Annotated in this window: 17 protein-coding genes; 9 read left to right on the top strand and 8 right to left on the bottom strand. The window is 45.5% G+C overall.

All coding sequences use genetic code 11. From position 1 onward, the window contains the following. Positions 1–126: 126 nt before the first annotated feature. The 8 genes from DB520_RS05030 to DB520_RS05065 form a co-directional block, all read right to left on the bottom strand. Positions 127–933 (bottom strand): N-acetylmuramic acid 6-phosphate etherase, encoded by an 807-nt coding sequence (locus DB520_RS05030; protein ID WP_114748509.1) that lies wholly within the window; start codon positions 931–933, stop codon positions 127–129. A 22-nt stretch (positions 934–955) separates the two neighbouring features. Next, the gene (locus tag DB520_RS05035) at positions 956–1,759 is read right to left on the bottom strand and encodes an HpcH/HpaI aldolase family protein (protein WP_114748510.1); all 804 of its coding nucleotides are present in this window, start codon (positions 1,757–1,759) and stop codon (positions 956–958) included. A gap of 3 nt (positions 1,760–1,762) precedes the next feature. Beyond that, positions 1,763–3,976 (bottom strand): hypothetical protein, encoded by a 2,214-nt coding sequence (locus DB520_RS05040; RefSeq protein ID WP_114748511.1) that lies wholly within the window; start codon positions 3,974–3,976, stop codon positions 1,763–1,765. Positions 3,977–4,366: 390 nt separating this feature from the next. After that, positions 4,367–5,536, bottom strand: a complete 1,170-nt coding sequence (locus tag DB520_RS05045; RefSeq protein WP_114748512.1) for a sialidase family protein — start codon at positions 5,534–5,536, stop codon at positions 4,367–4,369. Between the two features lie 46 nt (positions 5,537–5,582). Then, positions 5,583–6,626 carry a polysaccharide deacetylase family protein gene (locus DB520_RS05050; protein ID WP_114748513.1) on the bottom strand — a complete coding sequence of 348 codons (1,044 nt, stop codon included), beginning with the start codon at positions 6,624–6,626 and terminating at the stop codon, positions 5,583–5,585. 240 nt (positions 6,627–6,866) lie between these two features. Continuing rightward, positions 6,867–7,955 carry a sialidase family protein gene (locus DB520_RS05055; RefSeq protein WP_114748514.1) on the bottom strand — a complete coding sequence of 363 codons (1,089 nt, stop codon included), beginning with the start codon at positions 7,953–7,955 and terminating at the stop codon, positions 6,867–6,869. Next, entirely contained in the window at positions 7,956–9,206 is a 1,251-nt protein-coding gene (locus DB520_RS05060; RefSeq protein ID WP_114748515.1) for a fibronectin type III domain-containing protein, read from the bottom strand. A gap of 181 nt (positions 9,207–9,387) precedes the next feature. Further along, positions 9,388–10,797, bottom strand: a complete 1,410-nt coding sequence (locus DB520_RS05065) for an alkaline phosphatase (protein WP_114748516.1) — start codon at positions 10,795–10,797, stop codon at positions 9,388–9,390. Between the two features lie 890 nt (positions 10,798–11,687). Here DB520_RS05065 and DB520_RS05070 point away from each other — a divergent pair. The 9 genes from DB520_RS05070 (at position 11,688) to DB520_RS26495 (ending at position 23,083) form a co-directional block, all read left to right on the top strand. Next, complete coding sequence (locus DB520_RS05070) at positions 11,688–12,548, top strand: ROK family protein (RefSeq protein WP_114748517.1); 861 nt, start codon at positions 11,688–11,690, stop codon at positions 12,546–12,548. A 437-nt stretch (positions 12,549–12,985) separates the two neighbouring features. Then, positions 12,986–14,239, top strand: a complete 1,254-nt coding sequence (locus DB520_RS05075) for a sugar MFS transporter (protein WP_114748518.1) — start codon at positions 12,986–12,988, stop codon at positions 14,237–14,239. 19 nt (positions 14,240–14,258) lie between these two features. Continuing rightward, a complete protein-coding gene (locus tag DB520_RS05080; protein ID WP_114748519.1) occupies positions 14,259–15,422 on the top strand; it encodes a DNA-binding transcriptional regulator in 1,164 nt (387 codons plus the stop codon). 156 nt (positions 15,423–15,578) lie between these two features. After that, positions 15,579–18,419, top strand: a complete 2,841-nt coding sequence (locus DB520_RS05085; protein ID WP_114748520.1) for a TonB-dependent receptor — start codon at positions 15,579–15,581, stop codon at positions 18,417–18,419. Between the two features lie 29 nt (positions 18,420–18,448). Next, on the top strand, positions 18,449–19,849 hold the full coding sequence (locus tag DB520_RS05090) for a hypothetical protein (RefSeq protein WP_114748521.1): 1,401 nt from the start codon (positions 18,449–18,451) through the stop codon (positions 19,847–19,849). 286 nt (positions 19,850–20,135) lie between these two features. Next, a complete protein-coding gene (locus tag DB520_RS05100; RefSeq protein WP_114748523.1) occupies positions 20,136–20,699 on the top strand; it encodes a hypothetical protein in 564 nt (187 codons plus the stop codon). A 136-nt stretch (positions 20,700–20,835) separates the two neighbouring features. Then, entirely contained in the window at positions 20,836–21,906 is a 1,071-nt protein-coding gene (locus DB520_RS05105) for a zinc-binding metallopeptidase family protein (RefSeq protein WP_114748524.1), read from the top strand. A gap of 75 nt (positions 21,907–21,981) precedes the next feature. Then, entirely contained in the window at positions 21,982–22,239 is a 258-nt protein-coding gene (locus DB520_RS05110) for a hypothetical protein (RefSeq protein ID WP_114748525.1), read from the top strand. Between the two features lie 700 nt (positions 22,240–22,939). Then, the gene (locus tag DB520_RS26495; protein ID WP_198675233.1) at positions 22,940–23,083 is read left to right on the top strand and encodes a hypothetical protein; all 144 of its coding nucleotides are present in this window, start codon (positions 22,940–22,942) and stop codon (positions 23,081–23,083) included. Positions 23,084–24,223 lie beyond the last annotated feature (1,140 nt).

The raw sequence follows: 24,223 nt of genomic DNA on the forward strand, positions 1-24,223 counted from the left end.
TAAAACTAAAAAAATAAAATGATTTCAATTCTAAAAATTAAAGGAACAGCCTGAAAATGGGATTAATGGTGATTAAAATTTAAAGGTATTCTAGGATAGAAAGGAGTCTTATTTCTAGCCTACCTACTAGGTCAGCCCCTCCAATGCTTTCCTCACCGACCCTTTTTCCATCAGGATTCTTTTGGCCTCTGCATAGTCGGTTATTCCTGACCTTTCCATTAACATCTTCACGCTTCGGTCAATGATTTTTTCATTGATGAGTATCACGTTTACCATTTTGTTGTCCTCCACTCGCCCCAACTGAATCATGGTAGTGGTGCTAATCATGTCGAAAATCATTTTTTGGGCTGTACCGCATTTCATCCGGGTGCTGCCCGTCACGAATTCCGGCCCGGTGATCACCTCAATGGGCAAATCTGCCTGAGCAGCAATTGGGGAGTCCGGATTGCTGACCAAACATCCTGTGGGTACCCCATTTTCTTTGCACCTTTTTAAGGTGTATAGCACAAAAGGAGTAGTTCCGCTGGCAGAGATACCCAACACGAAATCCTTGGAAGAAATTTCTTGTTCCGAAAGGGCTTTCCACCCCGCCTCTTTATCATCCTCCTCTTCTTCCCTGGCTTCTATCAGGCGATCCACGCCACCCGCCAAGATTACCTTCACCATTCCCTTGGGGATGCCATAGGTAGTAGGAAGCTCTATGGCATCCAATACTGATAAGCGACCCCCACTGCCCGCGCCCAGGTAAAACAACCTCCCTCCAGCACGGAGTTGTTCCACGATTTTTTTGATCACGGTGTTTATCTGGGGAAGCTCCTTTTCTATGGCCAAGGCCACTTTTTGATCCTCTTTGTTGATGTTGGTAGTGAGTTCCTCTACCGACATTTTTTCCAAATGTCTATATATGGAGGATTGTTCTGTAATTCGTGTCATGGATTACCTATGTTGATTGGTATTAAATGGCGTCAGGCCCTGTTTCATCGGATAGGCTTTCTCCCTGCGAGGTCCTTATCCTTTTCATATCCGATTGAAGACGTTGGTAAAATAAAGCGAAATCGGAGGAGTGAATGACCATATTCACACCCTCTTTCATCCATTTCACCTGTCTTTCTGGACTTTCCGAAAAGTGGATGCCCACAGCAAGCCCCCTATTTTTACATGTGCGAAGGATCTCCTTTACTGCCTGTTCAAAATCAGGATGGTCGTATTTCTCAGGAATCCCCATACTTATGGATAAATCGTGGGGCCCTATAAATACTGCATCCAGTCCCTCCACAGAAAGCAGCTTGTCCAGCCTTTCCATTGCCGGCACACTTTCTATGTTGGCGATACAAAAATTCCCCTTGTTATGGGATTGTATATACTCGGACAAGAAATCCGGAAGTTTGCCTTTTTCTTCCAATAGCTCTTCTAACTTTTCTCCTTTCAGGGGTCGGTATTTCACCGCTCCCACCAGTTGCCTGATCTGTGACTCTGATTCCAGATAGGGAGCCACAATTCCCTTCGCACCCGCATCGATCATCTGGCAGGCCCGAAATGGATCCGGACTGGGTATCCTCACAATGGGGAAAATTCCGTCCCCCAGAAGTTGTTGACAAATATGTGAAACCTGAACCCTGTCCAAGGCGATATGCTCCGTATCCAAAAACACAAAGTCCAGTCCTGTGCCTCTCCATACTTTTGGCCACAAGGGGTTAAAGGAGGTGATACAAGTACCGTAAACGGGTTTTCCTTCTTTAATTTTGGATAGAAATTGCATGATTTATTCTTGTGGTGCTGAAATTACGTCTAAATAGCGGCCCATCCAATAGGGCAAAAGCCATATGTCCCCTGCGCTGTTTTCCGATCTGCCGCCGTTACCCCCATTCAACCCAAACCGGTTGGCATTATGCCTGCGAATGGGGAGTTCATCTGGAGGCAAGACTTCCTTGGTGCTTTGCCGCCTGAAGTTTTCTTCCAGAAGTTCGATGTCCCTTCTATGGCTGTTTCTCATCGTCCAGTTCACCAGATCATAAGGATATTCCTGAAGATACCAGATGGCTTCTTCCAAATCGAAATTGTCCGGTGAAACCAAGGCCGTGAAAATATTCCAAAGCCCATCTTTTTCGGGGCGCTCTGCTTCCCAGTGGTCCATGATGGCTTCTTTGTATTTTGCCTTCAAGGTATCATTAAAGGCGTACCTATACAGCCCCCAGTAACCCAGGAAATACATCTCGTCGTCCGAATGGTTCCATGACTCCGACAACATCTCTGCCCATTCATCGGTACCTTCTTGTGCCTTTCCTATTTCTTCCATGGGGCGCATTAAGTTGTCCAGGTATCCGTGATCGTTCATCAACATAAAAGCCTTCTCCTTATAGACTTCCTTTCCGGTGAAATGAAAGGCAGTCTGTAACATGGCGATGATATTGGAACTGTTGAGCTTACGGTCGCCCACTATGGTGGGGAATGCATTGACATAGTCGGGATGCCACTTGCCCCACAATGTCGGTTCCCCGTCATAGTCGATCAGGTACCAGTCATTGTCCACGATATGCTGCATCATACCATCCAGAAGGGCAATGGCTTGTTGTTTGATTTCCTCATCTTCCACGATTTCGGCGATTACGCCAAAGACGAATGCATGGCCTATGGCCTCATCGCTGCTGGTCGTAGCCTTCCAGTCCCATTCTGGGTGGCTGGCATGCTGCCAACGCTCAGGGTCTGCGAGTACGTCGATATAACCCCTTCTGGCAAAGGACCTGGAAGGAAACCCCTCAACGGGGTTGATGGTAAACAGCCTCTCCATGGCATCCAAGGATTCTTGTACATTTTGAAGTGCCTCTTCCTCCCCGGAAACCGCGTATCTGAAGGCCTCCCCAGCAAGGTACATGGAGGTCCATAAACCGTCATTGTCGGAATCCCCAAGCCTTCCCTGGTCGAAATTGCCGTTTTCCATATCCACCAAGCTGGCGTTAAAACCATATCGTATATGCCGTTCTCTCACTTGTTTGTCAAAAAACTCCGCTTTTTTATGAAGGGTCTGTTCGAAAAACTGGAGTTTTCCCAAGCCTCCATCTGTAAGGATCAACACGGCATCATCCCCTCCAGGAAAGATATGGGTGACTTTTTCTCCGGGGAGCCAACGTTCACCATAATAGTAATTGTACTTACCATCCTCCCGTTGCATAAAAGCCCCCCTTTGTGACCCAAACCAGAGATTTCCATTTATCACCTTTATATTGGTAAGTTCCGGCCAAGGCAGGCGGGTTTCTTTATTGCCGACTTGGCTGCCGGATACTGGGTCCACATAAAAATACCCGTCACCTGTGGCCAAGATGAGCTGGTTTTTGGAGGGATCCCAGTCCATGCTTTTTAGACCAGGTCCTTGGTACAGTCCTTTTAGGATTTGCTTATCAGGGTCAATCTCCGTCAATGTGTTTCCGGAGAGGACATAGAATTTTTCCCTGTCCTCCACAAAAAGTAATTCTAGGATAGGATCATTGTTCCAGTCTTTTTCCCATACCTTGGAAGAATCCGCGTAATAGGCAAGTTTGTTGCCGTCCGTCACCAAAAAGGAAAAATCCTTTCCACCCTTGAAAAAGGATGCGCTAGGCATGTCATGAGGAATGTACAGTGAGCCTGCCCAAGCGTTGCTGAGCACGGCCTGGTCTGTCAAATATACAAACTGTTGCCTGTAGACGTCCATGTCCCGAATGTCCTTGTCTTTCATGGGCAGGTAGCTTTTGTCTGTTACAATTTTCCCGGGATATAAAAACGCACCTGCCGTTGGTCGGTGTAGGCCTTCCTGTCCAATGAGTTGTATGGTGCCGTTCCGGTCAGCAAACACCTTTTTTAAGTGGGAGTCACTCCCGGGAAACTTGATTGCGATTTCCTGCCTAAAGGGTTCGTCCTGATGCTTGGATTGTCCTTGAGCTATGTGGCTAAGGCACAAAAGGAGCATGAATACTCCAAAAACGGATAGTGAATTTTTCATGTGTTTATATTTTCTTTTCAACGGTCACATAGCCTGCCCCTGCCTGCCCCGAACTCGATTCGGGGAACTTGCTTCGGGGGAATCTCGCATCTCCCCGATAGCTATCGGGGCATCCCAGTGTGTGACGTGCTCCTCATGCCCTGACTGCCGTCAGGACAGGCTCGGTTTCATAACCTAAATAGAATACAGCACATTTTGGCATAGTCGGATTAGCTTATAATAAATTTGTCCGCCCCGGCACAGGGCCATGAGCGGACAAAACTTACCTAACCTAACTACTTAAGCGATTCTAACCTTCTTAAGGATTTGAAATCACTCATCAGTAATACGCCTTCTTTCGCAAAGAGGGCCATTACGTCTTTGTTAAATTTTCAACTATTTTTAGTTTTTTCAATTCCTGATCATTTTTCGGGGATCCACCACTAGGTACTTTATGGATTTTTGGTCTTTACTGGGGTGGTAGGAATAGGTGATATGCAGTTTCCCGTTTTCGTCTTCAAACATGCTTGGATAACTATATCCACCTTCCCCAGGGTCTTCGTTTTCCAGATATATTTTTCTCATCCAGGATTGTCGGTTGTTGCCGGAGAGATATAAGGCCATCCTATATCGACCATCCTCGATGTCGTTTCCGAGAAAAGCCCAATACCCCGACCTCAGCCTTGCTAGTTCCACACTGGCAGTATTGGGGATTTCTGTTTTTTCCGAGGCAGACCAGGTCATTCCATTATCTTTGGAAATACTTTCATGTACCCTGGAAGGGGCGTCCCCAGAATCCCTGAGATAGGCTACAATGTCCCCGTTTTCCTCCAGGGCCAAGGCAGGCTGAATAGGCCCCCTTCCCACTAAGGGCAAGCTGGGAAGCCAGGTTTCTCCATCATCATCTGATATCGCCATCAGGGATAAATTGAAGCCGTCAGAATACAAGGGCAAAAGTATTCTACCCGAAGGAAGTAGCAAAGGTTTGATCCTTGGCATCCAACCGATACTGGTTTTTTTGCTGTCCTTACTTGCCTCAATGATCATCCGGTCATAGGGAGGAGCATACTCTGCCCATCCGGCCCCATGAGAAGGCAACTCCTTAAATTTCTTTGCGACTTCCTCTTCAAATTCCTCCCCGGGTTTTAATAGGATATTATCCTGCCATTCCCAAATGGGAGCACCTGCGTTTTGGTAGTTGGTGGATGTTCTCACCTTTAAGATGGATTGTTCCCATCTGTTGGCTTGCACGGCAATCCAGACCAGGAAAAGCTTTCCGGAATTATTGAGGAACAAGACAGGGTTGCAATCGGGTAAATTTGGGGTGTCTGCCAGAAGAAAGGGGCTTCCCCAGGTTTTTTCCCTAGCTCTGTACCTGGCTCCCATAATCCTTACGTCGTCGGCAGTCCTTTCACCAGATCCTTGAAACCAAGCCACCAAGAGGTCTCCACTCGGTAGTTGAACCAAGCTGCTGGAGTGCACATGTTCCCCCTGAAGGGGAAAAATCAAATCCTCCATTTCCACCGCCGTCTCCTTTGGCACAATCTGCCCCTGGGCATGTAGCAATTGGCTGATGCACATAAGGACAGCTATTAATAAAAATCTGCAACTATACATTAATTTTCGTTTACTTAACCTTCCGTCTTCTCTGCATTACTTCCTTCCAGGTGGTTAGTAGAATCCCTTCCTGATCGATGTAGGCCTTTAGCTCCGGATCCATCATGGACAGGTTGTCTGCATATCTGGATTCTCCCGAACCACTAAATCTACTGAAAGTATCCGGATGTTCGATACTGTGAATGATGATCATGGCCAATCCAGGCTCCATTTCCTCCAGGATTTCTTTGAATTGGGCTGTCTTGTAACTGCCCCATTCCTCCATACTGGGCTCACCCTCGGGTTTCCAACTTCCACTGATGGAGTGGAGGTCATCCAAAACAGGAAGTCCGGAAGCCCAGATTTTATCCCCTACCGCCCTGGTTTTTTTTAGCAATTCGGGTTCCGGTAATTCCATTCCCTCCTTGTATTTTCCTTCTTTTTTTAGGTTCTTGATCTGATTGGCCAACATGGAGCTTTTCAGCAATTTGTTGTTTCCACCCGGAAACATCACGGGGATTCCCAATTCAGCTCCTACCTTGATGTACTTTTCCAGAAATGGCTCGTGGTAAAACAGGGTTCCCATATGGCTATCCAAATGGGTGGGTATCAGACCCAATGTCCTTGCCCTATCGATTTGCGCCCTGATTTCTTTCTCCACATCTTCCGGATCCCCATGTTGAATGACCTGTTCCACGGAGTGCCATAAAGCACCCTCTTTATCCACAAGACTGGGGACGTTGGATTTACCCGCCACCGGGTGCCACCTATAGTCTTTCCATTCCGAAGTCAGTGTCAAATGAACCCCTGCATCCATGGGTTCATCTATGGCGTATTTAGTAAAAGAAGCCGACCAAGGGCAAGGCATCATAATACTACAAGAAGTAGCCACCCCTTTTTCTATGGAAGAAATGGTGCCCATGTTCGATTCATAGGACATTCCAGCATCGTCCACATGGAAAATAACTACTTTAGTACCGCTTGGGTATCCTAATTTTTCTGCGTAGGTGTCCTGTGCCAATGCCACTTGAGTTAGCGTCCCCATGATGAAAATTAAAAATCCGATTAGTTTCATATGTTTATAATTTCTTTTCAGCGGTCATATGGAATCTCGCAACGATAATCATCCCAGTGTGTGACGTGCTCGTCATGCTCGATTTCATATGTTTATAATTGTTTCTTAATGATGGTATAGCTTGACTTTGCCAGCCCTGACCCGTCCCAATAGCTATCGGGAACTGGGAACTCACTTCGGGGTTATCCTTCTGTGAGTCCCTTGCGTCATGCTCGATTGTATATAATTTAATGGAATGGTTTAATCCACTTTTCCTTTCCAAAAAGCAATCCTTTGCCTATTCCAAGTGTAACAAGCCACCAAATGGCCATCTTCGTAGATAATAGCGGGGTAGCTGAGTTCGTCATCTTCCTCCTCGCCCTCCTCTATGTTGTATTTAAGGGGCCAGGTTTTGCCATTATCTGATGAAATAGCAACCGTGATGGGATAGCGCTTTCCCCAATTCCCAGAAACAGGATTGTAGATCAAGGCAATTTTTTCCCCATCTATTTGTGCAACGTCTATGCCGCTGTTGTTGTTTGGCAAGTCGGTTTCCACGATGGGAGACCAGGTCTTCCCATAATCCTCGGAATCACTTCTGGCTATTTGCCCAGAGGAGCTTCTCATCAACATATGTACATGTCCGGGCTTTGACTCCCAAAGGGCAGGTTGAATTACTCCCTCTTCGGTAATTTGGCTCCTGTCCAGCTTCAGTTTTTCGGTAGCCTCCCAGGATTTACCCTTGTCTTCACTTCTATCCACGATCACATCCCAGACCTTGTCCTTCTCAAGGGAAGCAGGAGCCAGCCAGGTGCCATCCGAGAGCACCAGCATGTGGTTTCTTACAGGCCCTCTACCACCTTTGTCCCCGGGCACAAGTTCACTGGCTTCGGTCCAGGTTTTGCCATTGTCTTCTGAGCTTTGCACCCAGGTTTCCCAGTCATCTATCTCCTTTCCCACCTTGAAATACAGATGCAGCTTTCCTTCTGGGTCCAAAAACAACACGGGATTCCAATGGGGGTCCTCCCTGATCTTAGCCGTCATTTTTGGCTCCGACCAGTTCCCTGGCTTTCCATGGGTAGTCCATATACCCACATCATCGTGCTTTTCGTGGGATCCGGCAAACCATGCCAACATGTAAGTGCCATCCCCCAAACTGGTGAGGGTAGAGGCGTGGCATTGGTCGAAGGGCCTATCGTCCCCGAAAACATGTTCGTAAACTTTGGTTTCCAAACTCATTGATTCATTGTCCAACTTATCGGACTGGTTGTTTTTGTTATCCTTGGCACAAGAGAAACAGGCCAATAGCAGTACTAGAACTGTAGCCAAATAGTTGTTTTTCGCTGTCATTTATTTTTCGATAAGGGGATTCTCAGGATAGGAATCTATGATGTTGCCGTCTTCGTCTACTGAAATTATATGATAGGCAGGGCCATGGATGGTAACCAAAGTAAAAGCCCTTACAGATTTGGCATTGTCCAGGTACCATGTGGACTCTGGATCATGGATTTCCCTAGGCTTGGTGCCCCAGGAACCATCCCCAATAAAGACGATGCCATCTTGGTGGATCTCGTTGTTCTTGATGGGGTAAGTACGTTTGTAGGCATGGTCATGGTTTTCGAACACCAGTTTACCTCCTGCCTTTTCTATAATGGGTAGCCAAAGTTCCCTTACCCTTGTTTGAATGGTACCGTTAAAATCCCTTACCGATGGGTAGGCAGGAACATGGTATAGGGTGATGATGTGGCTTTTATCACTCCTTATGGCTATTTCCCGCCTAAACCATTCCAACTGCTCCCCATCCACGGGGTTAGTATGGTCGGAGTCCAACAAGAAAAAGCTTAAATAGTCCCCAAAGTCCAGCACCCCATAGCCGGGCTGATTGGGCCAGGAAAATAGAGAATAGTAAAAGGGAGCAATCCTAGCTCTGCTTTCATCATCAAAGTTAAAGTCATCATGCTTGGTGAAATTGCCACCTTGAACCTCATGGTTTCCAATTCCCACCAAAAGGGGGATGATTCTACCGTCCTCCTTGATTAGGGTGTTTTTTACTGCATCAAACCACCGGTACCACCTGTCTATGTTTTTTGGATCCCCGTTTGCATAAGCAAGGTCTCCCCCAATTACCGCAAAATGCGGGTCAAAACGGGCCACCTGCCTGTTGATGTTTTCCATCCACTCCTGCTCATGCATGGAGTCACCCCCAATGGCAATGCGAATGGGTTCTTTGGCAATATCCGCAGGCATGGTATTGAAATAATACACTTTTTGGTCCTCTCCAAATTTTATCTCATAGGAAGTGCCGGGTTCCAGCCCATTCAAGAATACCCTGTGGATGGTTCTTGGGGTATGGGGGAAGTCCGCCCTCTCGCAATCGGCACCTTTCCAGGTTTCTTCTCCTTTTTTTCGGTAATGAAGGGTTTGATGAGCATCGCTTTCCAAGTGCCAGTCTATGCTTATGGAACTGGTGGGGTCTTCTTTCCAGGTGAGAAAGATACCCAGGGGTTCGTTTTGGGCAATGGCCTGCCCTATTAGTGAAAGGCTCATGCCTATCGCCAATAGTAAAATGGCAGTATAACGTGCATTAATTGCTGAATTCATAGTTATTATATTTTTGGTTTTTCGGTGATCGTTTCAAGGATTTACCTAAATACTAAGGCTAAATTAAAAAAGGCTACCCAAAGAAAGTGGATTATTCGCTAGAATATTGAGCAGCAGCTTTCCATACAACAAAAAAGGCAGGCTTTTTTGGCCTGCCTCCTTAATGAGTTGAAACTTCATCTTAATAAGCAAGGGCTAAGCCATACACTCCTGCTGCTTCTAGCATAAAGCCATGGAGTTTGTAATTCTCTATAAAGGGGGGCAAGCTTTCACTCCCCGGCCCATACATGGCGAGCTCTACAAAATCGCCTGAATGGCTGGTGCCTGCCCATCCGATTCCGGTATAGGAGCTTTGGAGACTAGCCAAAAGGTGATTTGGGATTTTACCAGAGTCGTACAGCCCTTCTTCGTTGACATTTTGATAATCCTTTAAAATGGACTTGGCCTCCTCTGCCTTAAGCTTTATTCCTTGATAGGATTCAAAAAGGTCTTGCACCTGGGAAGGCGTGTTTTCACCGGTAAGTTGGTTAAGTAGCCATTCATTGGATCTTGTGGTAGTATACAAGTTGGAGAATTTACCCTCATAGTTGCCGGAAAACAAACCAGGATTGGCATTTCCATGATCCGTGGTTATGATCACCAGGGTTTCTCCATCTTTTTCTGCAAAGTCCAATACGTAGCCCAAGGCCAGGTCAAAGTCCACTTGGTCATACAAGAGTGCAGGCGCATCATTGGCATGTGCTGCCCAGTCCACTTTGCCGCCTTCTATTTGCATGGCGAATCCCTTTGGGTTCTTTTTCAGGATGTCGATAGCCGACTTGGTCATGTCATACATGGAAGGCACGGTTTTTTTCAAGTCCGCATCACTCTCCCTGTCCACAGCATAGGGAAGACCTCCTTCACTAAACACACCTAAAACCGGAGCATCTGTGGTAAGGCTTTTCAAGTCGTCCTTGCTTTTGGCCACCTGAATGCCGGATTTTTTGAAATCAGCGTAAAGATCCCTCTTGTCCTTCCTCTTTTCCTTGTTGAAGAGCTCATCTCCTCCACCCATCATCACATCAAACTTCAAATCCAGGTAGGTCTCGGCAATTGCCTCCATACTTCCCCTGCTTTCCTCGTTTACGCAGAAGGAAGCCGGTGTGGCATGGGTAATTTGTACTGAGGTAACGCAGCCTACGGATTTGCCGGCAGACTTGAACTTTTGTAAAATAGGCACGGGCTTCTCTCCGTTGGGGCCTACGTTTAATGCACCGTTGTTTACCCGCATTCCTCCACCCCAGGAGCTACCGGCGGCTGCAGAGTCGGTAACAAATGAATTGGCAGAAGCAGTATCCATCAGGGCTCTTTTTCCCTTGTTGCTTCTATAAAGGTCAATCCAGTGACTTCCCCTTCCCTCTTTTTGCCGAACCAACAGGTCAGCCATGTTCAAGGTGCCTGTGCTCATTCCGTCACTTACCAAGAAAATGATATTTTTGGCCGCCTTGCGTTGTGTTGAAAATCCGTTTTTTCCATAGGCCATTCCCGTTCCCAAGGCGGATGCGCCAAGAGAAGCAAATAGGCCGTTTCTGAAGAAGTCTCTCCTTTTCATGTGTTTATAATTGATTTTTATTTGCCACATGGAATCTCGCAATCTTAATCATCCCTCCGTGCGTCGCTTGCGTCATGCTCGATTTCATATGTTTATATTTGTATTTCAATGGTCAGACCTGAATGCCGTCAGGCAGGTAGCTTGTCCCTGACTGCCCGGTCCAGATAGCCCCGCTATCCGGGGCATCCCTCCATGCGTCGCCTACGACATGCTCGATTTCAATAGGATAAATTATAATTAACTGGTTATCTAATCTTCAAATTTAATACCTAAGCCCCAGAAAGACTTTACCTCAAAATTACTATAATATGACGTAAAAGTCCTTCCACTTGTGGAATCTAAGCAATTTTAACATTTGGTTTTGCCTGAGAAGGGATCACATGACCCCTAAATTCCTGCCCCCCATTAATGGGGGGGGAAGAATCTCATCATTTGAATGGGCAACTTCAGCACGTGTATCTGGTGTCAAAATTTGCCAATACCCCAAACTGGCTATCTATATTCCATAAACGTTGAAAATCCTGCTGGCCAATAATTTTTTTTGTCTTTTTAGCTTATAATACGCAAGAAAACTTCATCTAGGCTATCCGCAAATTTAGGGTTCAAATTACAGTTTTTAGACAAGGCGACAATATGGTGGATAATCGGGAGTTTTCGGAGAAAAATGGTCACCTTTAAAAAATCATGAATAAAAAAAATCAGCATCTCAATAGTCCATTAGCTATGCATAATTGTATTTAAATTACGACAAGAAGCTTAGGAAAAAATTGAAATACCTGATTTTCAGAATGCAAGACAGGCGATTAGTCTTGATATTCTTGGGTTATCAGGATCCAGTTAAATATATTTGTTGGTTAATTTTTTATTAAACTTTCACCTGCTGATAAAAAATGAACATAGGAATTGATCTAGGAGGCACAAAAATTCAAGTAGGGATTGAAAAGGATGGTGAAATCATTCACCAGACCAAAGCATTACTCAAGGATAAGGACAGTCTGTCCTCTACCCTGGATCAGGTAATGCAGTTTATACATCCCCTTACTAAACATAAGGTGCAAGGCATAGGTATTGGTGTGCCCTCTGTGGTAGATGTAGAAAAGGGCATCGTATATAATGTCACCAATATCCCCTCCTGGGAGCGGGTACCGCTTAAGGATATATTGCAAAAGGAGTTTAACCTTCCGGTATTTGTGAACAATGACGTAAACTGTTTTGCCTTAGGGGAACACAAATTCGGAGAGGGGATGCCATTTAGTTGCCTGGTGGGGATGTCCATAGGTACCGGACTGGGCTCGGGGGTGATTATTGCCAATAAGCTTTTTGCAGGCGTAAATTGTGGAGCAGGCGAAATTGGGCTCTTGCCTTATAAGGATCAAAATATTGAGTATTATGCCAGCGGCAATTTTTTCAGCAGTTTTCATGGTACTACAGCTTTAGATGCCTACAAGGCGGCCAAAGCCGGAGATCCCAAAGCCTTGTCCCATTGGAATGAATTCGGCGTACATTTTGGTGCAGCCGTGCAAGCTGTGCTTTATACCTACGATCCCCAGGCCATCATTATTGGTGGTTCTTTGGCTAAGGCCTTCGAGTTTTTCAAGGAAAGCATGGAGCAGACCTTCACTAATTTTATTTACCCTGAGTCCATAAAGAAATTGAAAATATTGGTATCCAAAAACGAAAACATAGCACTCCTGGGGGCTGCCGCTTTGGTGGATCTCTCATTGGAGTATATTAGCGGGGTAGTCTCATGAGTATTCAGGCCATGTAGTGTCAGGGTAAAGTATCGGAAGTATATACCGCTAAAGTCAAAATGCTAATCACACCAAATCCATTGCTATACAATGAAATCGTGCTTGCCTGGACGGCAGTCAGGCATGACGGAAACGTCACACACTGGAATGATTATAGAACATGCGAGATTCCCCCGAAGCAAGTTCGGGGCAGGCAGGGGCAGGCTATGTGACCGCTGAAAAGACAATTATAAACATATGAAATGCCCATGAGAAATTATTCTCACACAGGGGGATGATTAATCTGGGCATTCCATCTGACCGCTGAAAAACAAATTATAAACAGATGAAATCGAGCATGACGAGCACGTCACACACCGGGATGATTATCGTTGCGAGATTCCCCCGAAGCGAGTCCGGGGCAGGCTATGTGACCGTTGAAAAGAAAATATAAACACATGAAAAAGGACCTATTTATTGTTGCCCTCATCATTCTCATTTTCTTTGTAATCTCCTTTTTGACCAATATCCTGGGTCCCATAATCCCGGATATCATCGATAGTTTTACCCTGAGCATTGGACTTGCCGGCTTTTTGCCTTTCTCCTTCTTTGTGGCCTATGCGGTGATGTCCATCCCTTCGGGACTGCTGGTGGATAGGTTCAAGGAAAAGAAGGTTTTGCTTGCAGCCTTTTTCATCGCTTTTTTGGGGGCAATGATATTTGCGGTTATTCCAAGTTTTGGTGTGGCATTGTCTTCCCTTTTTATGATAGGCGTAGGTATGGCCATGCTACAGGTGGTGATCAACCCCTTGTTGAGGACAGCGGGAGGGGAAAAGCATTTTGCCTTCAATTCGGTATTGGGACAGCTTGCATTTGGGGCGGCCAGTTTCCTTAGTCCCATGCTTTATAGTTATCTGGTGACCAATATGCACACGGATGACACCTCCTTTATCATTTCTATACTGAATGGCCTGGTACCTGAAAACCTGAAATGGGTTTCCTTATATTGGGTTTTTGCCATCATTGCCCTGGTAATGGTTGTTGTGATTTTCATGGTGAGATTTCCAACGGTGGAGCTTAAGGAGGATGAAAAAGTGGATGTGGGGGGTACGCTCAAAGAGCTTTTGGCCAATAAGACGGTGCTTCTTTATTTCTTTGGCATTTTCTGCTACGTGGGTACCGAGCAAGGGGTGGCCAATTGGGCGTCCAAGTTTTTGCAGGATTACCATGGTGAAAACCCAGCCACCACAGGAGCAATGGTGATCTCCTACTTTTGGGGTTTGCTTACCATAGGCTGCTTGTTGGGACTGGTATTGTTGAAGTTTTTCGATTCCAGAAAGGTTTTGATCTTTTTTACTTCCGGAGCCATTGTATCCCTTCTGCTGGCCTTATTTGGGTCGGCTGCAATGGCCATAGTGGCATTTCCGCTTTGTGGCTTTTTCGCCTCGGTGATGTGGTCCATTATTTTCTCCCTGGCCTTGAATTCCTTGAAGGACCATCATGGGACCTTTTCCGGGATTTTATGTACAGGTATAGCAGGGGGAGCCGTTGTTCCATTGATAGTGGGTGGATTGGCGGAATTGCTTGGGTTGCGTTTTGCCATGCTTTTCCTACTCATTACCTTGGGTTATATCCTGAGCATAGGCATTTGGGCCAAGCCTTTGGTCACTAATGCAACAGTGAGAAACTTCAAGGAGCTGTTTCGAAGTTAGGCCTTTAAATGTTTGGGGAATGTATAAAATCATATTGCTGTTGGATTTTGCGGAGGAGTATAGCAAAAGCCTGCTGAAGGGTATATCCAAATATTCCTCTGAGGGGGGGCCTTGGTCCTACTGCCGCATGCCACTTTATTATAGGGAAACTATAGGCATAGAAGGGATTTTGGATTGGGCTAGGGAATGGGAGGCAGATGGTATCATCGGTCAACTATACAATGAGATGGACATCAAACTGATTTTGGATTCCAAGTTGCCCATTATAGCACAGGATTTTAAGGAGCGGTTTAAGGAATTGCCCAATATCACTGGAAGTTACAGGGAAACCGGCAAAATGGGGGCGGATTACTTTCTTCAAAAGGGATTTCGGAACTTTGCCTTTTATGGGTTTAATGACATCGTGTGGTCCAGGGAAAGGGCTGAAGGCTATGAGGAAAAGATTCAGTCGGTAGGCTACAAAGTCCACTATTTTGAACATAGGAAGTCCAGGTCCACAGATCTATGGTATTATAAATCCAACTCCCTGAGCAAGTGGCTACATTCATTGCCTAAACCTATAGCCCTAATGGCCTGTGACGATAATCAGGGGCTTCACATAACCGAGGCGTGTAAGCAAAACAAAATCAGGATTCCGGAAGAAGTGGCTGTATTGGGAGTGGATAATGATGAGATGCTTTGTGAATTGTCTGATCCCCCTCTATCCAGCATCGGCTTGGACATAGAGAAAGGGGGCTATGATACCGCCAAACTGATGGATCATATGATACAAAATGGACATGATGACCACTACGACATTTATGTAAAACCCACTCAAATCATTACTAGGCAATCCACGGATATCTATGCGACGAATGATGATTATATAGCTTCTACCCTTAAGTTCATCCATAAAAACATTGAGAAAAACTTGCAGGTGGATGAGGTTGTGAAACAAGTGCCCCTGTCTAGAAGAACCCTAGAAAAACGGTTTTTGCAAATTACGGGTTACCCGATCTATAAATATATCTTCAACCTGCGCATTGAGAAATTCACGCAGAAGCTACTGGAAACGGATGAAACCATTTTTGAAATCGCCTTGGATTTAGGACTGAACGACAGCAAAAACATAGCCCGCCAATTCAAGCAGGTAAAAGGCTGCAATCCCATAGAATACCGGAAAAAGTACCTAGCGGGAAAATGAATCTCATACGTATTTCCTTGCTTTCCCTGCTTCATATTAATTTTTCATGAATTAAGCTATACTCATAAAGCTTTAAGGATAACAATTTAGTAAATTTTACTACCTCACCAATTCATATTGGATGTTGACATTTGCGCTCAGAAATCCTTTGTGTTTATGTCAAAAAAAATTTACTTAATTGCTGCATTTATCCTCATTAATGCTCAATTGATTGCCCAGACGGGCATTATAAAGGGAGTAGTGGTGGACGCAGACACCGATGAGACCATAATAGGGGCAAATATCTTAATAGAAGGTACCTCCCAAGGAGCAGCTACCGATCTGGACGGAGTGTTTGAAATCAGGCAGATCCAACCTGGCACCTATAATTTGATAGTCTCCTTTATATCCTTTAAATCCATAAAGCTGGAAGGGGTAAAGGTGGAAAGTGACAAGGTGACCAGCCTGAAACTGCAAATGGAGGAAGATACGGATGAACTTGGGGAAGTGGTGGTAACTGCCGCCAGGGAAACCAGCACCCAAATGGCGGTGATCTCAGAAATGCATCGCTCCCTGAATGTGGTCAGCGGAATTTCCTCCGAACAGATCCGACTATCGCAAGACCGTAATGCCGCGCAGGCAATGAGTCGTGTACCCGGTATCACCATAGTGGACAACCGATTTGTGATGGTAAGGGGTGTACCCGAACGGTACAACCAGGTTATGATCAACAATGCCATAGCACCTAGCACAGAGGTGGATAGGAGAACTTTTTCCTTTGACCTTGTCCCTTCTCAAACCCTTGACCGTATGTTGGTCTTTAAGTCTGGCTCACCAGAAAACCCCGGGGATTTTGCAGGTGGGTTGATTAAGCTTTATACCAAAAATGCCTTTACGGAGGATTTTACTTCTGTAAATTTTGGCATGGGCTTTCGGTTGGGCACCACTTTCAACGACTATTATCAAGCCAATGGGTCAAGGACCGACGTACTGGGTTTTGATGATGGCATGAGAAGACTTCCTTCCTCCTTTCCCTCAAGTGCTGAGCTGCAGTCCACCAGTAGGTTTTCTGAATTGCGGGAGGCCGCAGGCAAAAGCCTGAGAAACGATTTTGTCCCTGCCCAATCCATGGCAATCCCCGATTTCAGCGCAGGAGTCAGTTTTGGAAAAAATTTCGACCTTAATGGACCAGGAAGTATAAGTACAGTGACCTCTTTCAATATTTCCCAAAGCTATCAGCGCTATGCTAGGGATTTCTTCAGGTATTTCACCTGGGAGGACCAGTCCAACCCCATTTTAAGCAGGTTTGAATTTGTAGATGACACGTACGAAAAGGACAACCGTATTGGCATCCTATCCAACTGGAATTACCGAATCAATGCTTTCAATAGGATAGAGTTTAAGAACCTATTTAACCAAATAGGGGAAAACACCACCATGCTAAGAGAGGGATATGACATGCAGCAGTTTGCCGGAAACCTGAGAAGAAACTATATGGTCCAGTACAGGAGCAGGACAATTTATTCCAGCCAACTGGAGGGTACCCATCAGTTTCCCAACTCCCAATCCTCTCTGAACTGGGTAACAGGGTTTAATTACCTTTCAGAGGTAGAACCTGATCTGAGGCGGTTTAGGACCGTACAGTTTGGTGATGGGAGCCCGGGTGAGGACAATTTTACCATGATTTTGCCGCCAAGCTCCAATCTCTTTGATACCGGGCGCTATTGGGGAGACCTGAGTGAGTACGGTGTTTCAAACGGGGTGAATTATGAAAAAACCTTAGGAGGTACCGAAGAAAGACCACGTAAAATAAAGACAGGTTACTTGGTGGAGTACAGAAACCGGAACTTTGATGCTCGGTACATCAATTACCTTTACCCGGGAGGTTCCAATGACCCGGCCATAGGAGAACAGATCCGAAACCTTCCCTTGGATCAAATTTTTGCACCCGAAAACATCCGAAGGCACAATGGCTTGGTCATAGAAGAAGGCACCAGGCCTGTGGATAGCTACAACGCCACCAACTTGCTAGGCGCAGGATACCTTTCATTAATATATCCTGTCGGGGACTTTAACCTTTCCGGGGGTGCTAGGATGGAATACAATCTTCAGGAGGTAAACTCGGCGAACGATATCGGCCCCATTGAAATACGTAACCCCATCTTTTCGCCCTTAGGCTTTTTGAATGTGGACTATACCTTTACTGAAAAGACCCAATTGCGCCTGGGATATGGGAAAACCATTAACCGCCCGGAGTTTAGGGAAATTGCCCCTTTTCAATACTACGATTTTAGACTGGAAGCCACTGTAACCGGAAACCCTGACCTCAAGGTAGCGGATATTCATAATGTGGACTTGCGTCTTGAAACCTATCCGCGACCCGGCGAAACCATCAGTTTTGGGGTGTTTTACAAGTACTTTATCAACCCGATCGAGGCTAAGATCGTCGTGCAGACCGAATCTCCGGGCTTTGCCTATGGCAACGCAGAACGTGCCTATAACTATGGTGCGGAAATAGAAGTTAGGAAATCCTTTCAGGATGTGTTTACCTCTTCCTTTCTCAATCGGTTCCAGCTAAACCTGAATGCTTCCATTATCCAATCGGAGGTGGATTTTGGGCCAGGGGAAGACCTTTCTCAGGATCAAAAGCGACCCTTGCAGGGCCAATCCCCCTATATTATCAATGCAGGGTTGGTATATGATGACCAAGCCAAGGGTTTTCAGGTTGGGGCAGCCTACAACATCTTTGGACAGCGTATCTATGCAGTGGGAAATTACTTGTTTCCAACGATTTACGAGTTGCCCAGGCATGCATTGGATCTTACCATAAGCAAAAACATCACCGAAAAGTTGGCTTGGAAAGCAGGCATGCAGGATGTTTTTAACGCCCAATACAGGTTTTTCGAAAACTCCACTTTCCTGAACGGATCTACTAGTGTGGACCCAAAGGTGGATAGCCCCATTTTCCAGTTCAGAAGGGGGACGCTGGTTACTACTTCCATTAATTACGTATTCTAATAATTTCTTTAACAACAATTTCTTCCAACATGAAAAAAATCATGCATTTTGTAATCGCAGCCACAGTGCTGTTGATGGCAGCCTGTTCTAACGATGATGGGCCAAATGGCACTCCCCAACCGGAAACTGACTTGGTGGAGTTGAGTGGTGACTTGAGCACCCAGCGTCTCACCAAGGACAAAAAATACCTTATTGTAGGTCAGACATTTGTGCGGACAGGGCAGGTGCTGACCATAGACCCTGGAACAGTGATTTTCGGTGACAAGAGAACTAAGGGAACTCTTGTAGTTGACAGGGGTGGGAAAATCCTCGCGCAGGGCACCAGAGAGGAGCCCATTGTGATGACTTCCAACCAGCGACCTGGAGAACGCGACCGAGGGGACTGGGGAGGCCTTGTGATCATAGGCAATGCACAGACCAACCAATCCAATCCTAATATTGAAGGCATAGACCCTCCAGTGTCTTTTGGTAGAAATGACGACAGCCAAAATGATGACGATTCCGGGATTTATGAGTTTCTCAGGGTGGAATTTGCAGGCATTGAGTTGTCCGTAAACAACGAAACCAACTCCATCACTATGGGTGGTGTAGGTAGGGGTACCAAAATGGAAAATTGCATGGTCTCCTTTGGAGGGGATGATGGTTTCGAATGGTTTGGTGGCACTGTGGATGGAAGAAACTTGGTCTCCTTCGCCATGTGGGATGATGATTTTGACGTGGACTACGGGTATTCCGGAAACGTACAGTATGGACTAGCGGTAAGGTACCGGGGCTATGCAGACCAGTCTGAGTCCAATGGCTTTGAATGTGATAACGGGCCAAATGACAACAATGTGGAACCCTACACCACAGGCACCTTCTCTAACATCACCGTAATAGGCCCTATTGCCACTGGCACCAACCCCGGCAACAACAACTTTGCCTATGCAGTGGACTTGAGGAGGAGAACCGCCGTGACCATTACCAACTCGGTATTTGCTGGTTTCCCCAGAGCGTTGAGAATGAACCAGCCTTCTGTATATGAGCAGTATGCTGTGAATGAGAACGGCTACATCGCCAACAACATCTTCTTTGCCCCCAACGAAAAATACCGGGCTGGCACTGGCGTGAGTGTGGATGATATTGCAGCCTATATTGAGGAACACAATACCGTAATTAACGAGGAGGCCTCTGAAACAATTCATGAGTCCATTGGTTTGAAACAGGATTGGTTTTTTGCCAATAGATTGACCAACCAATACCCCAATAATCCTAACTTCACCGTCAATGGTGGGATGATAGCTTCTGGAGCCAGCTTTGACCTCCCTAAGTTCAGCGAATCCAACCGTGCCTCTTTCTTTGATACCAATGTGGAGTATCTGGGCGCCTTTGGCAACGTGGACTGGACCGACGGATGGGCGGAATTTGATCCTGTGGATAAGGAATACTAAAAAAGAAAATCTTGAAGGAAGGAAGGGTCGAGTTCGCCAATTGGCGATCGGCCCTTCCATTTATTGTCAGCCATCAATTTTTTGGGATCCCTTTGGTCCCGATTTCACCATGCAAGGAAATATTTATATGAAATCGAGCCTGCCTGGATGGCAGTCAGGCATTACGAGCACGTCACACACTGGGATGATTATAGACTGCGAGATTCCCCCGAAGCAAGTTCCCCGAATCGAGTTCGGGGCAGGCAGGGGCAGGCTATATGGCCTTTAAAAAACAAATTATAAACAGATGAAAATTAGTGCTTACCTAGTAGTGTTGTGCCTATTCCTAACCGCTTGTGAGGAGAGGGACTATTCCCCCGAACGGTTGCCAAAAGAAAACCTAGAGGCACTGAAGTATAGCATGGTGCGGTATTTTGGGAAACTACCCAAGCGCTATGCAAACCATGAGAATAAGTTTGAAGAGCAGTTTGACGACCATTACCAGCAGCATGCCCAGGAACATGAGGTTTTGGCCTATTACGCAGATAAGGCTGGAAAAGAATTCCTGCTGATCAAGCGGGAAGCACCTAGCCTTTATAAAAAATATGTCGCAACTGGCATTGTCTTCGAGAGAGACAAAAAAGACAGTGTGACATTTTATAGGGAGTCCTTCCGTACCTGGAAAATGCCGGACGAAGAACTGAAGGAAAAGGGAATGCTACTTTTTGACAAGATGGTGAAGGGAGAGGACTTGAGTCCCTATTACCCCCAAAACTCCGGTGATGAGGAGTTTATAGAGTTTCCCGATGACCGTAACGCGTTCGATGTCAGCACTCGTAGGTGGCTTCATCCCTCTTTGGTTTCCCAATAGGGGATTAAACAACCTAATTAGTGTACCCCCAAACAGATAGCAATGAAATGGGAGCTACTTAATTATTACTCAGCAAATTCGTAATGGAAATTGTACAATAATTCTAAATTTGTGATGTAAACAAGCCTAACTAATCATGCAACTTTTCAACTGCGACCATTGTGGACATCCCGTTTATTTTGACAATGTACGTTGCGACAACTGCGGTCATTCCTTGGGTTTTGACCCGGAGAGGATGTTGATGCTTTCCTTGGTGGCAGAGGAGGGGGGCAAATGGAGAAGTCCAGCCAGTGGAAAGTTGTTCAAGTACTGTGCAAACCAGACACACGATGTGTGCAACTGGTTAATTCCTATGGAAAAAGATAGCCAGTATTGCATGGCTTGCGAACTGAACCGGGTGATTCCAAACCTCACCAACCCCATCTATGCCGACCGCTGGAGGAAGATAGAGCAAGCTAAGCATAGGCTGGTCTATGCCTTGCTAAAATGGGGGCTGCCCATTACCGGCAAATTCAAGGATACCGATAGTGGGTTGATTTTCGATTTCAAAGCCGACGACCACCTTCCGGAGGGAGAACGTATCCTTACCGGCCATGCAATGGGGGTGATTACCCTCAATATAGCCGAGGCTGATGACGTGGAGAGGGAGATGGCCAAAAAACAGATGGACGAGGTGTACAGGACCGTCTTGGGGCATTTCCGCCATGAGGTAGGCCACTATTACTGGGAGCAACTGGTGTTGGATTCGCCATGGATAGATGGTTTTCATCTGCTCTTTGGGGATGAGCGCCAAAGTTACCAAGCTTGCCTGGATTACTATTACCGCAATGGCCCACAAAAGGATTGGGGAAATTCCTTTATCAGTCCCTATGCCACCATGCACCCCTGGGAAGACTGGGCGGAGACCTGGGCCCACTACATGCATATCGTGGATACCCTGGAGACTGCCTACAGTTTTGGCTTGCAGGTGCAACCGAGGCGGAAGAAACAAGGAGACTGGCTCAGCACCCATGTGGAGGAAAATGCCTATACCTGCAAGGATTTCCAGACCATTATAAGTATGTGGATGCCATTGTCCATAGCGATGAACAGTATGAACCGAAGTATGGGCGCAAGGGACCTTTATCCCTTTGTGCTTAGTGCTCCAGTAGTGGAAAAGCTTTCCTTTATTCACAGGGTGATCCATGGAGTGAAGGATTTGCAATGAGGGAGTGGAGTTCGTAGGTCATTTAGAAATGTAACCTAAACAAGATTACTCCGTACATTATGAAAATTACTTAAAATGAAACTTGTAGCTCTGATTGTTGCCTTAAGCTTTTCCTTAGTTCATTTGAGCGACACCTATGTTGTTGAAAATTATGAAAAGGATACCAGGGAAGTTTTTGTAAGTCATTCTTCCTTGGATAAGCAGCAGGCAAATCAATCTACCGAGAATCAAACACATCTTGTAAAGGTTGAAGAAAGCCCCTTTTTTCTTTATTATAATTACATACCTGTCACCAAATACCTTTTTATCAAAATCAGGACACTCTTACTATGATTCAATTTTTTTTTTGACCTGCAAAAAGGTGGATGATGCAAAAATGATTAAGGGTCGAGTTAAAGGTGGGTGTTTATTGAAGGTTGGTTATTTGTTTTGCCGTTTTAGGACTCCGTGAATTACTATGGCTTAATTACTCTTAAAATGTTTCTTGGCCACCGTAAAGCGCGGATCTATTTTCGCCAAAAGCTCCAACGCGGATTAGATTTAAGTAGATCTCAGAATCTAACTTGGATGGCACCTATAACCTTTGTTACTTTTTTGCTGCAGAGCCTGTACCGAAGCGAAGCGAATCGGGATAAAAAAAGTAACCAACCTTCCCCGCCAACACGGGAAAAACACCGCCGCTGTGCATCTTTTGGCTAAAATCCATGCTCATCCCGCACATAGGCAAACTCCTCGGAGTTTTATTTATTGTTTCTTAGGATAATATAGGACGTATAAACTCGTCAAACATGCCTCTGTATTTGCCACCGTACTGCCCGGATTTCTTAACGCCAAAATCTGCAAGGCGGGAAAGATTTAGGCACTAGCAAATTACTAAATGCTTTGTTGAACGAGAGCTAAAAAGGATCTGAAATAGTATTTCGATCGAAGGCTAAACTAAATCCTATTTTATCCCTTAACAAATTTATCATTGTTGTAACTCTTATATTAATTTAACGGTAACATGAATGCTTCCCGTAATAACGAATGTAAAATGCTGAACTATTGTAAATTGATTCTTGAAAAAATGGCTTTCGACAGAAGGCTGTTGATAAAGGAATATAGAAAGAGTTTGAGGTGGCTGGACAGTACAGAAAGCCAGGAATTAAAAGCATGGATGAGAACGAAAATTTCATAATGCAGTAGTGGATGTTTATGGTGTGTGGGATATGTTCCTACACACCATTTACCATAATGTCGATAACGTGAACATGTGAATGCCTTGGACCCGAATGCTCTGATCAAATTGAAATGATGATAAAAGCCCTAGACCAATCATTGTTTGTAAACCCTGGTCAACTAATTTTGCCATCAACTATCGTCCCTAACCCCCTTGAATGTATAGGCGTATGGTTCCGGTTCTAATGCTTTGCCGCGGTCCATCGCATAAGCCTATGTACAACTGGCTCCGAATAGAAACACCAAGGAGGAATAGAAAATCCATAGCAACACCACGACGACGGAAGCCACCACCTCCTAAAAACCCTCCAGATCACGTTTGACCCGCCATAGGCCTTTGAGGGAGTTTTGGAACAGCCGGAAGAGTTGGGTGGAAAGCCAGAAGATGACCACTCCTGACTTCGACACTGGGGCACCCAAAATCAAAAACCGAACATTTCTGCCAGTTTTTTCCTGTTTTCCTCGGTAGATTACTGGAAGTGCGTTTAGACACTCTCAGGGGATATTTTTGACGAATTTGGGTGTCCCAGTCATTATTTTTGATATTTTGAGTTTTGTCAAGGCATGAAAACCCCTCCAGTAAGCTGAAGACAAAAGGTTGACTTTTCAGGTATAATCACAATGCACCGGTGTAGAGGCCGTTTGCCTTCACATGGCTAACTGTATGAATATTCAACCCTTGTTACTTTTTTGCTGCAGAGCCTGTCCCGAAGCGAAGCAAATCGGGATCAAAAAAGTAACCAAAAAACCCCGCCGCTGTGCATCTTTTGGCTAAAATCCGTGCTCAGCCCGCGCATAGGCAAACTCCTCGGTTTTTGGAAAGTACAAGTCCTACAAAATAATTTATAGCCCAAAAACCTCGTCAGACATGCCTCTGCCTTTGCCACCGCGCTGCCCGGATTTCTTCACGCCAAAATCTGCAAGGCGGAAGATAAAGTGATAATATGGTTTTTCTCCAATATACAATTTTAAGATCAAGATATTCGGGTCACATCAAACCATCGGAAAACTATCAAGAGCATTGACGAAACAACGTAACTGGTCAATTTTTCTAACCGAAATTTAAATAGGTGTCCCAGCGAGGAAAACAGGACACTGG

Source organism: Pleomorphovibrio marinus, assembly GCF_003347495.1.
Classification (GTDB): Bacteria; Bacteroidota; Bacteroidia; order Cytophagales; family Cyclobacteriaceae; genus Pleomorphovibrio; species Pleomorphovibrio marinus.